Annotated in this window: 12 protein-coding genes; 7 read left to right on the top strand and 5 right to left on the bottom strand. The window is 60.5% G+C overall.

What is annotated here, in order from left to right:
* Positions 1-22: 22 nt before the first annotated feature.
* Positions 23-1399, top strand: a complete 1377-nt coding sequence (locus JIN81_RS00605) for an MBL fold metallo-hydrolase (protein WP_200275182.1) — start codon at positions 23-25, stop codon at positions 1397-1399.
* Here JIN81_RS00605 and JIN81_RS00600 read toward each other — a convergent pair.
* Positions 1362-2135 carry a CorA family divalent cation transporter gene (locus tag JIN81_RS00600; protein ID WP_325100825.1) on the bottom strand — a complete coding sequence of 258 codons (774 nt, stop codon included), beginning with the start codon at positions 2133-2135 and terminating at the stop codon, positions 1362-1364. The two genes, JIN81_RS00605 and JIN81_RS00600, sit on opposite strands and share 38 nt — an antisense overlap.
* Positions 2136-2287: 152 nt before the next feature.
* On the opposite strand from JIN81_RS00600, the gene ptsP reads away from it, so the two are divergent.
* The 3 genes from ptsP (at position 2288) to JIN81_RS00585 (ending at position 6184) form a co-directional block, all read left to right on the top strand.
* The gene (gene ptsP, locus JIN81_RS00595) at positions 2288-4048 is read left to right on the top strand and encodes a phosphoenolpyruvate--protein phosphotransferase (RefSeq protein WP_200275179.1); all 1761 of its coding nucleotides are present in this window, start codon (positions 2288-2290) and stop codon (positions 4046-4048) included.
* Positions 4049-4164: 116 nt separating this feature from the next.
* Positions 4165-4725, top strand: a complete 561-nt coding sequence (locus tag JIN81_RS00590; protein WP_200275177.1) for a hypothetical protein — start codon at positions 4165-4167, stop codon at positions 4723-4725.
* A gap of 130 nt (positions 4726-4855) precedes the next feature.
* Positions 4856-6184, top strand: a complete 1329-nt coding sequence (locus JIN81_RS00585) for an NAD(P)/FAD-dependent oxidoreductase (protein WP_200275175.1) — start codon at positions 4856-4858, stop codon at positions 6182-6184.
* A gap of 1 nt (position 6185) precedes the next feature.
* Here JIN81_RS00585 and JIN81_RS19390 read toward each other — a convergent pair whose 3' ends face one another.
* Together JIN81_RS19390 and JIN81_RS00575 are read right to left on the bottom strand one after the other, a co-directional pair.
* Positions 6186-7967 (bottom strand): adenylate/guanylate cyclase domain-containing protein, encoded by a 1782-nt coding sequence (locus JIN81_RS19390; RefSeq protein WP_200275173.1) that lies wholly within the window; start codon positions 7965-7967, stop codon positions 6186-6188.
* Between the two features lie 185 nt (positions 7968-8152).
* Positions 8153-8647: a fasciclin domain-containing protein gene (locus tag JIN81_RS00575; RefSeq protein ID WP_200275171.1), complete on the bottom strand. Its 495-nt coding sequence runs from the start codon at positions 8645-8647 to the stop codon at positions 8153-8155.
* Between the two features lie 298 nt (positions 8648-8945).
* Between JIN81_RS00575 and JIN81_RS00570 the strand changes: the two genes are divergently transcribed.
* Positions 8946-9653, top strand: coding sequence for a DUF429 domain-containing protein (locus JIN81_RS00570; RefSeq protein ID WP_200275169.1), 708 nt, complete (start codon positions 8946-8948; stop codon positions 9651-9653).
* 76 nt (positions 9654-9729) lie between these two features.
* Here the strand turns inward: JIN81_RS00570 and JIN81_RS00565 are convergent, their stop codons facing one another.
* Both JIN81_RS00565 and JIN81_RS00560 read right to left on the bottom strand, forming a co-directional pair.
* On the bottom strand, positions 9730-13254 hold the full coding sequence (locus JIN81_RS00565; RefSeq protein WP_200275167.1) for a hypothetical protein: 3525 nt from the start codon (positions 13252-13254) through the stop codon (positions 9730-9732).
* Between the two features lie 157 nt (positions 13255-13411).
* Positions 13412-14299 (bottom strand): LysR family transcriptional regulator, encoded by an 888-nt coding sequence (locus tag JIN81_RS00560; protein WP_200275165.1) that lies wholly within the window; start codon positions 14297-14299, stop codon positions 13412-13414.
* Positions 14300-14444: 145 nt separating this feature from the next.
* Between JIN81_RS00560 and JIN81_RS00555 the strand changes: the two genes are divergently transcribed.
* Complete coding sequence (locus JIN81_RS00555; RefSeq protein ID WP_200275163.1) at positions 14445-15161, top strand: pirin family protein; 717 nt, start codon at positions 14445-14447, stop codon at positions 15159-15161.
* 52 nt (positions 15162-15213) lie between these two features.
* Entirely contained in the window at positions 15214-15864 is a 651-nt protein-coding gene (locus JIN81_RS00550) for a YceI family protein (protein WP_200275161.1), read from the top strand.
* The last annotated feature ends 12 nt before the right edge of the window (positions 15865-15876 follow it).

The following is a 15876-nucleotide window of genomic DNA, read 5'->3' as shown; positions in this document are numbered from 1 at the left end:
AAGGTCCGGGCTTTTCCAGTCCATGCTCTTCCGAAGTCTCTGCCCGGCGCCCGAAATCGGCGCCAACTCCTACCTTCTCGACACCGGCAACTCCCGAATCGTCCTCGATGCCGGAATGCACCCGAAACGGGAGGGACTTGATGCCACGCCCCGCTTCCATGAGATCGAGGACGGCTCGATCGATGCCGCCATCGTGACGCATTCTCATCTGGACCACATCGGCACGCTCCCGCTGCTCGCCCATCGCCAGCCACAGGCGAAACTGTTCTTCTCTCCCGCTGCGGCAGAGCTCGGTTTCGCGATGCTCCACAATTCCGTGAACGTCATGCAGTCCAAGCGCGACGAGCTGGGCATCGACGTCTACCCGCTTTTCTCCCACCGGGAGCTGGACGAGATCGAAAACACCATTGAGACCCGCCCCAACGAAACCCCGTTTTTCCTCGACTCTCAGGCAGGAGTCCAGGCCACCTTCCATGACGCCGGCCACGTGCTCGGATCGGTCGGCGTCACCATCGAAGCCAACGACCACCGCCTTCTCTACACCGGCGACGTCAACTTCGAACCCTCCACCTTGATCAAGGGAGCGAACTTCCCCGAGGATCCCGTCGACACACTCGTCATCGAGACCACCCGCGGCGACAGCCCTCGCCCGCCCGACTACACCCGGGAAGCCGAGGAATACCGCTTCGCCGAAACCATGGCCAAAACCCTGAAGCGTGGTGGTGCCGTGCTGGTTCCGGTATTCGCCGTAGGCAAGACCCAGGAAGTGCTGACCATGATCCACCGCTTCAAGCGCGAAGGACTCCTTCCCGCCCGGACCCCGGTGGTCATCGGTGGACTCTCCACCAAGATGACGGTGATCTATGACCGCTTCGGCAATGGGGCGACCCGACGCAGTGACGATGACTTCCGCATCCTGTCCGACATGGACCTCAAGGCCGGGAGCCGACGCCGCAACCGCAAGCGCACCGCCATCGTGCCCGAACCCGGAACCATCTACTGCCTCTCTAGTGGAATGATGACCGAGAAGACGGTGTCGAACGGGTTTGCCCGGGCCGGCTTCCTCGAGAACAGGAAGAACTCCCTGCTTTTCGTCGGCTATGCCGACCCCGACTCGCCCGCCGGCCACATCCGTGCGGCGAAAGCCGAAGAGCGAATCGTGCTGGATTCATCCCATCCACCCGTCCCGCTCCGCGCCCAGATGGAGGTCTTCGACTTCAGCGGACACGCCACCCGCGACGACCTCCTCGACTACATCCTGAAGGTGAAGCCCAAACGCACCTTCCTCGTCCACGGAGACCCGGCGGCAAGCGAGTGGTTCCGCAACGAACTGGCCAGACTCCTGCCGTCCACCGAGGCCATCATTCCCGAGCCCGGGCGCGATTACGAACTGAGCTGAGCCATCCTTGGTCGGCCGCCGTTTTCCGGCCGACGAGAAACACCAGCACTCCGCCCATCAGCAGGCCGACGCTGAAAATCACCCAAAACAGCGGTCGGAACACGTCCGGCAGAGCCACGTTCATCCCGAACAAGCCGCCCAACGCGACCAACGGAAGGAAGAATCCCGCCAGAAGGTTCAGGCGGAAGGCGATGCGGTTGAGCCGCTCCGTCGCCTCCTGCTGATCCTCCGCCTGCTGGGCCTGGAGAAAATCCAGCGACAGCTTCGAATCGTGGAAAAGCAGCTCGGCCGCCCGCTCGATCTCCCGCGCCTGGTCCCGCAAGGTGCGGATCTCACGGTCGTTCTCGGAAAACAGGACCGCCCGATCCAGCGCCGCCGCGAGGTTGCGTGATGACCGGGCCAAAGGACGGGCGTGCTTGATGATGGGAAACAGCGAAGTCGCCGTCTCGATGGTCTCGATGGTGGCCTCATGCCCATCCACCACATCCTCATACCGGTCCAGAAGCGCCTCAAGCTTCCGCAATCCACACTTCCCCCCCGGTCCGAACCAGCCGTCGGTCGGATGCTTCCAAAAACCCAGTGAAACGCGCTCCGGCACGCCGGCCAAAGGGACCTCATGGACCACCAGAAACAGCTCGTCATCCGACCGCAAACACTGCTGCTGGGCCGGACGATGACCCACCAGCTCCCGCAACGATTCCCCCAAGGCAAATCCATCCGTCAGCTCCCTTTTCACGCGCTCGCCGTCCATGCGTCGTAGTCAAACCGCTCAGGGAAGATGGGACAAGGACCCGCTCAATGCCTTGTGCCGTCAACCAAAGCTCCCACCGCACCAACATTTTTCTGCTTTGATCCCCCTTCCCCATCGACCAGCATTCCCCGAACACCATGGAGGTTGGCAAGAAAACACGTGACGGCGAAATTGTCCTTCAGGGCATTGCAGCCTCACGTGGAATCGGCATCGCCCCCGTGCATGTGGTGGCTCGTGGGTTCTCCGCCCCCGAAGTCTATCCCATTCGGGACGTCGATGCCGAGAAGGCGAGATTCCGCGTCGCACTGGAGAAAACCAAGGACCAGCTGCGCGAACTGCAGGAGCGGATCGCAGGGATTTCCGGAGAAGAGGAAGGCCGGATCTTCGAGGCCCACCTGATGATGCTCGAGGACCGGGCCATCGTCGACCGGGTCAACGAGACGATCGAGAACCGCCGCCAGAACGCCGAGCACGCCCTTTACGCCGTGGCGCAAAATTTCCTCGAAGCCATGCGCCGGGTCCCGGACCCCTACCTGCGCGAGCGCACCGCCGACATCGAGGACGTTTGCCAGCGCGTGCTGCGGAATTTCAGCCACGAGGAAAAACAGACAAACCCCGACGACAAACACATCCTCGTCGCCTACGACATCAGCCCATCGGACACCGCGACCATGGACCGCCGCCACCTGGTCGGCTTCGCCACGGAGATGGGCAGCGTCAACTCCCACACCGCCATCCTTGCGCGCTCTCTCGGCATCCCTGCCGTCGTGGGTCTCCAGGATGCCGTCCTCGACCTTCAGGCCCTGATGCCGGCCATTATCGACGGGTATTCAGGAAAGCTCATCCTCAACCCGACCGAGGAAACCCTCACCCGGTATCGGCAACTCCAGTCGGACAAGGAGAAGGTCCGCTACGAACTCGAAGCGCAGCGGGATGCCGAGGCAACCACCACCGATGGCCGGAAAATCACCCTTTCCGCCAACATCGAGCTCCCCTCCGAGCTACCACTCGTCCAGAACAGCGGAGCAAAAGGAATCGGGCTCTATCGGACGGAATTCCTCCTGCTCAAGGGCGAGCAAATGCCCGGCGAGGCCCAGCAGGCCGAAATTTATACCAACCTCGCCAAGGCCCTATCACCTGACCCACTGATTATCAGGACGTTGGATTCAGGTGGAGACAAGCTACCCGTCGAACCTCTGACCGAGCCTGAGCCCAACCCCTTCCTGGGCTGGCGTGGGATCCGGGTCTCACTCGACCGCCCGAACATGTTCAAGGAACAGCTTCGCGCCATCCTCCGCGCAAGTGCTCACGGTCACGTGGCCGTCATGTTCCCACTCATTTCCGGTATCCGGGAAGTCCGGAAAGCCAAGGACCTGCTGAAGGAATCCATGGACGAGTTGGCGGCCGATGACGTGCCATTCGACGAAAATATCGAAACCGGCGTCATGATCGAGCTGCCCTCCGCCGCCATCATTGCCGATCTGATTGCCCCGGAAGTCGATTTCTTCTCCATCGGCACCAACGACCTGATTCAGTATACCGTCGCCGCAGACCGGGTGAATCACCGGGTCGCAGACCTCTACCGCCCCACTCACCCCGCTGTCATCCGCCTGATCAAGCAAACCATCGATGCCGGCGCCCAACACGGCGTTTGGACGGGCGTCTGCGGCGAAATGGCTGCTGACATCCAACTGACCCCCCTCCTGCTCGGTCTCGGAGTCGAAGAACTCTCCGTTGGGCCCCATCAGGTGCCGCGGGTCCGCCGCGCCATCCGCGCCCTCAGCCACGCGGAATGCGCCGCCATGGCCGATGAGGCCATCAGAACCCCGCTGAGCTTCGATGTTCTCGATCTGTCCACCGCTCTGGCCTCCAAATATTACCCGGAACTGCTGGATTAGGCCGATGGAGGACCTATCGGAAAAAAATTGGACATTTTTTGGAACAAACGTACCTCTAAAGCGTTCCAACACTCGGAATTAACTACTCCAAACCGATAAACCAACCAGACAACTCCATGAAATTGATCATCCGCTCACTGATTCTGACCTGCTGCTGCGCGCCGCTGGCCTTCGCCGACTGCAAGAAATGCGACAAGGACGAGGAAAAGGAAGAAACCACCCTCATCACCGATTGCAAGAAGTGCGATAAGGACGAGGAGAAAGACGAAGCCCTCGCCGACTGCAAGAAGTGCGACAAGGACGAGGAGAAAGACGAAGCCCTCGCCGACTGCAAGAAGTGCGACAAGGACGAGGAAAAGGATGAAGCCCTGATCGCTGGCAAGTGCAAGAAGTGCGACGACGACGAGGAAGATCCTGCTCTCGCTGGCAAGTGCAAGAAAAAGTGCGACGACGAGGAAGACCCTGCTCTCGCTGGCAAGTGCAAGAAAAAGTGCGACGACGAGGAAGACCCTGCTCTCGCCGGTAAGTGCAAGAAGAAGTGCGACGAAGAGGAAGACCCTGCTCTCGCCGGTAAGTGCAAGAAGAAGTGCGACGAAGAGGAAGAGCCTGCCCTCGCTGGCAAGTGCAAGAAGTGCGACAAGGATGAGGAAGCTGAAGAAGCTCTTCTCATGGCCTGATTCGCCACTTCGCTCCTTCGAGCGAACGATTTGAAAGAAGTCGCCGGCAGCAACGCCGGCGGCTTTTTTGTATCCACTCGGCAACATACCAGCCTTGCGCACCAGCTCACGGGTGCGAGTGTCGACACATATGGAATCGAAGACCCTCCGCCCCCGCCGGGTACTCATCATCGGTGCGGGCTTCGGCGGCATCGCTTGTGCGAAAGCCCTGTCCAAGAACGACAAATTCACTGTCACCCTGGTCGAGCGGACCAACCACCACCTCTTTCAGCCGCTTCTCTATCAAGTTGCCACTTCATCGCTGGCCGCACCGGACATCGCCTGCTCGGTGCGGCAGGTGTTCCGCGACTCCAACAACGTGACCGTCCTTATGGACGAAATCCTGGAACTCGGAACTGAAACGAAGACGGCCGTCGGGGCTTCCGGTGACTCTTATCCGTGGGACTATCTGGTTCTCGCCACCGGAGCGAAGACCTCATTCTTTGGTCACCCCGAGTGGGAGGAGCACACACTCGGACTGAAATCCCTGGCCGACGCTCAGGGCATCCGCCGGCAAGTCCTTTCCAGTCTGGAGAAAGCCGAGCGAACCACCGATCCGGTCGAACGCAAACGACTCATGACCGTCGCCATCGTCGGCGGCGGACCCACGGGAGTCGAGCTCTCCGGCGCGTTCGTCGACTTGGTCCACCGCTCGATGAAGGGCGAGTTCCGGCGAATCGACAGCTCGGACCTGCGGGTCATCCTGATCGAGGCCGCCGATCGCTTGCTCACCCCATACGATGAAGACCAGAGCGCCTACGCGAAGGAGCGCCTTGAAACACTCGGCGTCGAAGTCTGGACCGAACGCATGGTCCGCGATGTCGGCCCCGCATACCTCGAATTCACCGACGGAGCCAAACTGGAAGCTTCCACCATCATCTGGGCCGCCGGCATCGAAGCCAATCCACTCGCGGGAAAACTGGGAGTCGAACCCGCCGACCGGTCAGGCCGCATCACCCCAGAGCGGGACCTCTCCGTGCCGGGTCATCCCGATGTCTTCATCATTGGCGACCTTGTGCGGATGAACGACATGGACGACAAGCCCGTCCCCGGAGTGGCTCCTGCTGCCGTCCAGATGGGTGACCACGTCGCCAAGGTTCTCAAGGAGGAACTCCGCTTGGAAAAGACCCGCTACGAGGAGAAGAAGCACGAACTCAGACCAGGCTTCCGATACTTCGACAAAGGACTGATGGCCATCATCGGCAAGAACGCCGCAGTGGTGAAATCCGGCAAACTCCGGCTCAGGGGGTTCCTCGCCTGGATCGCGTGGTTGTTCGTCCACATTCTTTTCCTCATCGGATTCCGGAACAAGCTGGTGGTCTTGCTGGGATGGGGATTCGCCTACATCCGCAACAATCCCGGCGTGCGGGTCATTGTGAATCCACCGGCGGACGCACCTCCCCAAGGAAACAGCCGCTGATTCAGCCATCGGCTTCCACCACCAGCGACCAGATTCCCACCGCACTCCGGAACCCGCGCACCTCCATGGTTCCTCTCGGTTCCTTGGCGACATCCTCGCCGAGAAGTTCGGCCGTTTGTTCATCCACCAGCACCTCACCGGATCCGGCCAGCGAACAGAGTCGGGCTGCAAGATTCACCCGGTCGCCCAGGACCGTATAGTTCAATCGGTCTTCCGAACCCATCAAACCTGAAACGATCTCACCAGCGGCAAGACCCACCCCGATCTCCACCGGCTCACCCATTGCCCCATTGAGTTCGGCGCGGGCACGAATCATTCCGGTGGCACACGCAGCCGCCCGGGCCACATCATCCTCCCTTGAAACCGGGGCACCAAAGACGCCCATCACCAGATCGCCAACGAATTTGTCGACCACGCCGCCATGCGCATGGATCACCCGCGTCATGGCCGTCATGTGGTGATTGAGCATGTGGATGACATCGGAGGGAGCCATCCCGTCCGTCATCGCGGTAAACCCGCGGATATCACAGAAAACCACGGCCGCATGACGGAGCTCACCGCCCAGGGACATCGAGCCCTCGGTCAACCGCCGGGCCACCACCGGGTCACTCGTCTTACCTAACAGGTCGTGATACTTCTCCTTCAGACTCAGGTCTTCCGTCATCCGGTTGAAGTCGGTGGCGAGCGTGGCGAATTCATCCGTTCCAGTCACGGGCACCTTCCAGTCCAGCCGCCCCTCCCGCACCTTCTGGGTTGCTTCCACCAGGCGGAGGATGGGACCGCTGAAGCGCCGCGACAACCACCACGCCACAAGGATGGTCAGGAGCAATGTCGCCACACCGAGCAACGCAACGCCCCAGCGAAGGTGTTCCACCGCATCATCCAGCCGAGCCAAACTGAACACCGCAACCTGGGCACCACGCCCGAGGGGAGACTCCGGATTCAATTCACGGGCCAGCAGGAGATAAGGTTCGTCCTGCCATCGAAAAACCACGGGGTCCATTGACTCGATCAAGCGGCCATCGAGCCTCTTCTCGATCATCGAAGACAGACTTGGATCCACCCCTTCGGCAAACCACTCGCCATCGACCCACAGTCCCGTCCACGACTCGCGGGCTCCGAATTTCGCAAGCACCCTTTCTTCGCGACTCCCTGCATCCCGCCCCAGGAAAAACCATCCTGCCCACTCGCCATCCACTTCGACCGGGGTCACGACCACTTCCTTCACCCTGCCCTCCCCGGGATCCCTATCATCCACCAGACCGTATCCCACCACCTGCAGAGCCTCACCCTCCGTCGCCGCGAAGTGCTCCCCCGCGTCCTTCCACGAAGCAGCCAACCTCCCACGTTTCCGACTGAGGAACACCCGATCCCCATCCAGGCCCACGACCCCCATCAATGGCAGCTCCAGTGGCGGCCGCTCCGCCTGGCCCTCGCTCCCTTCCCTGCCAGCTGTCTGTCCTCGTAGCCCCCGCATGGGCCGGATGGCTTGCGTGTACGCCAGCTGCATGGCCTCCCGATCCTCCTCGGACACCTGAGAACGCTCCGACTTGATGGTGCGCGCCACCACATCATGCTTCGCCAGTTTCATGGCCACCTCCCTGACTTCAGCCAGGCGCTCCTGCCTCGACTCGAGAAGTCGACCGATATCGCGTTCGAAGCTCTCCAGCACTTGGGTGCGCACCCATGATTGGAACTGACGCTCGGCAAGAACAAGCGTACCGGCAGTGCCGCCAGCGACCACAAGCACCAGCGCGAGGAAAAGTTTCGTGCGTATCTTCACCGTGTCAAATGTGCGGCAGTCCACTTTCGACCCGCCAGCCACCCCAATCAACCACGCACCCCCTGCTGCGGCAAGAACTCAGCCAACGTCAGGCTAAGCTCAGGAATCACAACCCCGACCCAACGAAAAAGCCACGCCCTCATCGGGCGTGGCTTGAAAGAATGACTAGGTGTTCTTCGGAACGTTTACTTCTTTGCAGGAAGGATCACCGAGTCGATCACGTGGATCACTCCGTTGGTGCCGACGATGTCGGTCTTGACGACCTTCGCCTTGTCGATGGTGACCACGCCATCGGCCACCTTGATGGTTGCCTTGTCACCGCTGAGCATTTCGACTTCGCCTGCGGTCACATCAGCCGCCATCACCTTGCCGGAAACGACGTGATACTTGAGGATGCCCTGAAGCTTCTCCTTGTTCTCTGGCTTCAGAAGCGTCTCTACCGTTCCTTCCGGAAGCTTTTCGAACGCGGCATTCGTTGGGGCGAAGATGGTGAATGGACCATCTCCGGACAAAGCCTCAGCAAGACCGGCTGCCTTGACGGCGGCAACGAGTGTCGAGAAATCCTCATTACCGGCCGCAATGGCGACAACCGACTGGGTTGGCTTGTCTGCTTCCTCGGCAAGCGAGACGGCAGGAAGAAGAAGGGCGGCGGTGGCGATGAATGATGCGAGCATTTTCATGATAATTGATTCGTTTGTTGTTTTGGTTCAGTTGATCTCGGAGTTGCCTCCGACGCCCTAGGAAAGCACCGCATTCCTGCCTGTCTCATGAAAAATCGGCCTACGAAACTTTCGCTTGCGAAAGCGGTTTCCCGGTCGTTTTTCCGCCCTTCGTCTCTTCGAGAGCACCAGCGAACCTGTGAGCCCAGTGCACTTATTGTGAAACGTTTTTCGTGCGACTGACATCATGGATTTTCGGACTCTTCATACACCACGACGGGCATCGAACCGTCTGCCGTGAACCCGGACACCACGCTTCATGCTGACCTTGGGCATCGACCTCGCATCACAACCCGCCTTCACCGCCATGTGCGAGATTGAGTGGACCTCATGCAGCGCCCACGTCAGGCGGCTGAAAATGAACTGCGATGACGACGAACTCGACCAAGCCATTCAGCGTGCGGGCGCGGTCGGCATCGATGCTCCTTTCGGTTGGCCAACGGCTTTCGTTGATGCGGTGGCAAAATGGACCTCGCGGACTTGGAACAAACCATTGCGAGATCGGCTACGCTTCCGTGCCACGGATTTCGCAACCCGCAAGATCACCGGTCGTTGGCCCCTGAGCGTCTCTTCCGACCTCATCGCCCTACCGGCGATGCGGGCCATGGCTCTGCTCGAGCGGCATGACATTGCGGATCGCAGCGGTGGTCGCTTTTTCGAAGTCTATCCAGCGGGGAGCATGAACATCTGGGGCATCACGGTGTCCGGCTACAAAGGCAAGTCACGGGAGGCTCGGGACAGGAGAACGACCCTGGTGAAGGCACTGAAGACCCGCATGCCATGGCTCGACGGCGCCGAAGGCTGCCATGAGGATGACAACATGCTCGATGCGCTCGTCGCCTCGATCACCACATGGCAGGCAGCGGAAGGAGCAACAATCCCACCCGACCCGGAAAAGAAGGAGCAGGCAACGCGAGAAGGCTGGATTCATCTACCCTGCGGGATCCCCCGCTTCCCCGTGCCCTGACCGATCCAGGAGGAACGGACCACATCCCTCTACCCTCGCGAGTAACCCGGGGTCCTCATGACCTCCCGTGGCGCTCCTATACCTCTTCGGGCTTCAACCAACGGAACGACACAATCTCGAAGCGGCGCCCGAACTCGGGGCTTCCGGACGAGCGACGCGGGTTCAACCCGCTTCGATCCGGATCGATGGGAACGGGAGTCCGTTGCACTTCGGCTTCACACCAGGCTCTGGCGAGAATGTCACCACTGGAGTCCACCACATCACCATACGCTCGAATGACGAAGGTGTCGGAACGCGCGGTCAACACAGGTGCCAAGGGCTGAAGCAGATCACCCTGGGTGAGGAATCCGGCCGCCCCCCACGCCTTGCTCGATGGCTTGAGGGTTTGCTCAAGGCGGGTGGAGTCCTGAATGTTGTCGGGGTGGGTATAGTCGCGGATCGGATCCTCGTTGTTCAGCGGATAGTCATCCAGAAACTCCTGATTCAGGCTGTCACCGCGTGGTCCGGCGCGATCGATCGCAGCCTGCAGCGCCCCCGTGCGACCGGTTTCGTCGTCAGCCAACCGCCGGTTGACGAAGTCAGCCAGCGAAAGGAACGGCCCGCGCTTCCGAACTTCATCCACGATCGCGACCGCGAGGCGCTCGATCTCATCGTCCTGCAGCACTCGTGAACCCGCCCAGCCGGAATCCGAGTTCCCGGGGTCATCTTCACCATGGGAACCCTCGACGGGCTCGAGCATCCGCGAAAACGAAGTTCCCAACTCCGTATCCCGGGTGGCGGCCAGCATCGCCTTCCATGCCTCCACACGTGTCGAGTTCACATTGAAAGCACCATCGACCAGCAGATGATAGGCGGCTTGATGGAAGTCGGCGATCCGCTCGGACGTCAGCTCCGACCGGGTCGATCCGGCAAGCACCATCCGGCCGTTGGGGAGTGGCTTGCCGTCAGGGTCCTCAATGAATGCGGCCTTCGCACCGGCATCTCCACTGGAAACGAAAAAGCGATCCCACAACCCCTGATTGGCTTCATACGAGAGATCATAAACCAGGTGGTCATCGTCAGGAATGTCCTGCAACAAGGCACGTGCCTGCTCTGCCCATGCTTCCCGGTCACTCGAGCGTTGGGCGTCGGACGACCACCCGATGGCGTTGCGGTGGAACCCACCAAGCTTGTGTTCATCCTCAGAATCACTCCGCGGGATCGTCCCCGTCATCCCCTCGAGCCCGAGACGCGGATCCACCAGGGAATTTCCGATGGCAAACGACGGATGCCAGACCAGATCGGACAACTTGGCGTGCTGCAACTGACCCAGGGAAATCACCCCGGTTTCGGAACGCGGCAACTCGAAAACCGTATGACGCGTCTGCCCTTCCTGCGGAGGACCGAAGGGATTGCCATGGTACCTCCCTTCCCGGAAAACCGGCACCTGTTCATTGAAGCTGACCAACTCATCATAGAGGTCGCGGGTATAAGCTCCGAAGAACCATGGCCCCCCTCCGGATCCCGTTCGCCCTCCGGTCGGCATGCTCCCGCCGAGATTCTCCCACGGGCTTCTGACCGCGTAGGTCGCCCGTGGATTCCATGTCGCGAAAAGTGCCTCCTCGAAGAAATGCGAATCCGCCGCCAGCGCACCGGAGTTCACGATGTTCGACAAATGCTCGTCGAACCAACGCAAGCGGATGCCCTCACGGGTTCGCACATCGGGGTCCAAGGTCGGGCGAGGGTTGACCGGATCAAGCAACTCAACATCCATCGGACGCTGATCATTCCAAGAAACCCGAGGCTCCCTACCTGCACCATACTGAAGCGACGCCGAAATGTAGGCCAGTTGGGGAAGCGAATCGAATACTTCGAAAGTGACCGTGCTGACATCACCCAAGTGCTTCATCACGACGCGGGTGTCATCACCTTGATTGACAACGCCCCGTCCATCAAACGACCAGGCTGGAGTCGGAGCATACCAAAACCGGATCGGACGAAACGGAGCCCCATCCTTGTCGATATCAGATCCAGAAACATAGAAACTGCGTGACGGATCGGGAGCGACTTCGCAGCTGAGCATATTGGCTGCAAGATTATATGGGCCGGGCCGATAAGCACTTAGTCCGTCGTACTCAGCAGATCTACGGGGCGAAAACACCAAGCACTCACCGGGACCAAATGTAGTCTCAGGGATCGTGAAGTAGTAGGAACCCATATATGGGTCATTATAACCCTCCGTCTGATTAACTCGAAACTGCCCTTTTCGAAAGTCTGGCACGAAGTTAGTACTCCTTCCTCCCTCGAATGAGAGCCACTGACTCCGACGAATTCTGTCAACATTCCCCTCCTCATCGTATTGCTCACTGTCCGTCCACATTTCCTGCCGTCCATTAGTTTGCAACATAACAATGGCTGAATCAAACCTCAGCTCCACGTTGTACGGGTTCCACAGTACTACCCGCGGGTAGAGGTGGTGACGCAGCTGGTAGGAAGGGCGGGGAAGAGGCGTGAGTTGGTAAGTACTGATCTGCAGGTAATTGCTCGCCTCCACGAGGACCGGCTGCAGGCTCGACTTGATCGCCGACCTGAGACGCGTTGGGCTCTCGTTGCACAGGGCCAGCTTCTCGCTGAGTCCACCACCGCTCGTGTCGGTTTCCGGGACCACGGAAGCCACGTTGTTCCCGGAATAGGGAACCGCTGACCTGACCCAGTCGCGCAGCAAGCCCATCCTCGGAGCGGTCGACTGGTGGCGCGAATTCTCGACATCCAGCAGCAGGGAGTCCTGGTCGGCCAGTCCCACCATACCGTCCAGCGAAGGAACGCTCCCATCGCTCTCGAAGAATGCACTCAGGTCCCCTTTCAATCCGCCGTCCCGCACATCGGCGAGCACCCCCTTCGAATTCACGGTGAAGTCATGGAAGTGTCTTTTGGTCCATTCATCCCCACCAACCAGCCCCACGGTGTTGGTAGAGACCAATCGTTCCCGTTCACCGGACCCGAATTCGATCCCATCCCCGATGAGCGTTTCCTCCGCCTGCTGAGCCAGCATGCGCCGATAGGTCGCCCGCCCCGGTTCCTCGGCATCGGCATCCGCATGCCGATCCGCCACGGAGAGATTGGCACGCACGCTCAGATCACCCGTCCACCAAGCCAGTCGTCCGGTCCCCTCGATTTCGACCAAGGGAGCCGTGACCTCTTCGCCGGTCTCCACCGAGCCATCGCCCAACAACTCAACCCGCTCAGCTCCGCTGCCGGGTGAGGCATCACCGCTGACCAGCCACTTCCTCACCGCAGACTCACGACTCCACGAACCATTCGAACGGGCGTCCGTCCAGCCGCCCAACTCCGGATCCCGCTGCCAGATGCTGGCTCCCGATTCGTCGACCGACGACCATACACCCGTCCAATGGCGATCTGAATTCGGATCGAGAAGGTCCGCCTGAGCAGTCACCCGTTGGTCCGGCCCCAACTCTCGCTGGAGTTGCCCGACCGCACTCATCAGGGCAAGCCGCGCATTGGTCCTCGCCATGGCCTGATGGTCGCCATGGCTGCTGCCCCTCAACTCCACGGCTGACAAGCTCAGCAGCGCAACCCCGAGCAGCGTCAACAGGGTCATCATCAACACCACCGCCACCAGAGCGAAACCCCGGGGTGAAGGATGTTGTGACCGAAGCTGTCGATTCCGCACACGCACGACCTTGTAAATACACGGATTTTGGAAAAGTCGCCAAGGAATTTGGCTGGAACTCCCCTAATGTGAAGCAATTAGCGGACCATCACGCCCCTTCGGCGGACCTTTTCAGTTCCTCGATGAGCACCTGAAGCACACGGCGGGGCTCCACCCCATCCGCCAAGCCCGCTGCCACACAGATTGGTTCGGGCTCAGGATCAATCTCCAGCAGACAGACTCTCGCCCCGTTCCCCACGGGACTTCCAGCCGCCACGAATGCCACACCCATGCCACTTTCCACAGCCGTGGCGAGGCTCGAATACCCATCGAACTCTCCCACGACCTTCGGGGACAGGCCATGGTCCCGGCAGTAGGCCGAAACCCGTTTCCAATAGTCCGGATACTCGTCGCGCCGAAACATCAGGAATCGCTCGCCGGCCAAATCCGCCACCCCCACTCGCTCCGCCGCCGCCCGTGGATGAGAAGCACCGACCACCACCCTCCAAGGGCGCCGCTCCACCGGGACCCAACGAATCCCCGCACCATCACCCTCTTCGGGAACCGTCAGGATCAGGTCGAACTCCCCGGCCCGAAGACCTGCCTTCATCTCCGCCGTCGAGCAATCCGAGAGCTGCACCCTCACCGCGGCATGAAATTGGGAGAAACGCTCCAATGCCGGCCCAAGCAAGCTACCTGCCAGAGAAGGAGCATAGGCAATCTTGATGATTTCCCCGAGCGCAGCGGCTCTCACCCGTTCGGCGATCATCTCCGCTTGCTCGGCCCAGCGCCCCCCATCCCTGACCAGGATCTCGCCCGCCGCGGTCAGTGAAATCGAGTGCGCCCCCCTCTCCAGCAGCGGCACTCCGAGTTCGTCCTCGAGACCCTTGATCTGCCGGCTCAAGGCCGACTGGGTGAGATGCAGCCTTTTGGAAGCCGCGGTGATCGAACCTTCGTCCGCCACCGCGAGAAATGCCCTGACCCGTCGAAGCTCCATGCACCCAATCTGCCATCCTACCTCCGCCACCACAATCACGCGATGAGCCAGCCATACCAGAGATCCTTGCCGCATGCCGATTCTGCAAGCTGAGCATGCCCAGCGGGCATTCGCGTGAATCAAGATCCGCTGCCATGATCGAAGCATGCAAACAACGACCGACCTGACCATTCGCCGATCGAACGAACGAGGCCACGCCGAACACGGGTGGCTCGACAGCTACCACAGCTTCTCCTTCGCCAACTACTATGACCCCGAACACATGGGCTTCCGCTCGCTGCGAGTGATCAACGAGGACCGGATCGCCCCCCTGGGCGGTTTTCCCACCCATCCCCATCGCGACATGGAGATTTTCTCCTACCTCGTCGAAGGCGAACTCGCCCATCGGGACAGCATGGGAAACGAGCGCACCATCACCCGCGGGGAGATTCAGGTGATGTCGGCGGGTTCAGGCGTGACCCACTCCGAGTTCAACCCTTCCCCGAAGGCTGGGACGCACATGCTGCAGATCTGGATCACCCCCAAACAACGGGGGCTGACACCCCGCTACACCGAATGGAAGCCCAGCGGAGACGAATCGAACGCCCCGAAGACACTTCTCATTTCCGGGGACGGCCGGGACAACTCAGCTGCCATCGCCCAGGACGCGGCTGTGTGGAAACTGCAACTCGGTGCCGGAGAATCCACCACCCACACGCTTGCCACCGGCCGGGGCGCATGGCTGCAGGTGATCCGTGGCGGTGTCGAGATCAACGGCGAGCGACTGGAACCTGGCGACGCCCTGTCCACCGAATCCCCGGGGACCTTGGAATTCACGGCCTCCGCAGACGGATTGGAGGCACTTCTCTTTGACCTCGCCTGAATCCGCATTCGATTCAACTCTAACGAACACCAACCCAATCAACGACAACACCATGAAACCACATTCCTACATCGCCTCCGGGCTGATCGCCGCAGCCCTCGTCTCCTGCGAGAACCCCGCCGACAAGACCGCGACGGCCACAGTGACCGAAGCCCAAGCCGACAACAACCCCGCACACTCGCACGGTGAGGAGGAGGATCCTCTCTACTCCTTGACCGAGGCGTCAATGGTCAGCTTCGTCGGTTCGAAAGTCACCGGGAGCCACGAAGGTGGCTTCAAGGAAATCGATGGCCACCTCCACATCAGCGATTCGGACGAAGTGACCGGCGGCACCATCCACATCGACATGAACTCCACCTGGTCGGACAACGACAAACTTACCGAGCACCTCAAGGCCGCGGATTTCTTCGACGTTGCCAACCACCCGAAAGCCACCTTCTACCTGACCCGCGTGAAAAAGGAATCTGAAGGCAAATACCAGATCTCCGGCGACCTCGACCTGAGGGGTGTGGAAAAGAACATCACCTTCCCCGCCACGGCCGCGAAGGATGGCGAGGACATCAAGGTCCAGGCGGAGTTCGACATCAATCGCAAGGACTGGGGCATCGAATACGCCGGCAAGAAGGATGACCTCATCCGCGACGAGGTGGTTCTGAAACTCGACCTGGTCATCACGCCACACAGCGGCGAGCACAGTCACTGAGGCCCAGGCCGA

The organism is Haloferula rosea (assembly GCF_016595525.1).
GTDB classification, from domain to species: Bacteria; Verrucomicrobiota; Verrucomicrobiia; order Verrucomicrobiales; family Akkermansiaceae; genus Haloferula; species Haloferula rosea.
The sequence above is the reverse complement of the archived record's forward strand: the minus strand, read 5'-3'. Positions and strand labels throughout refer to the sequence as shown.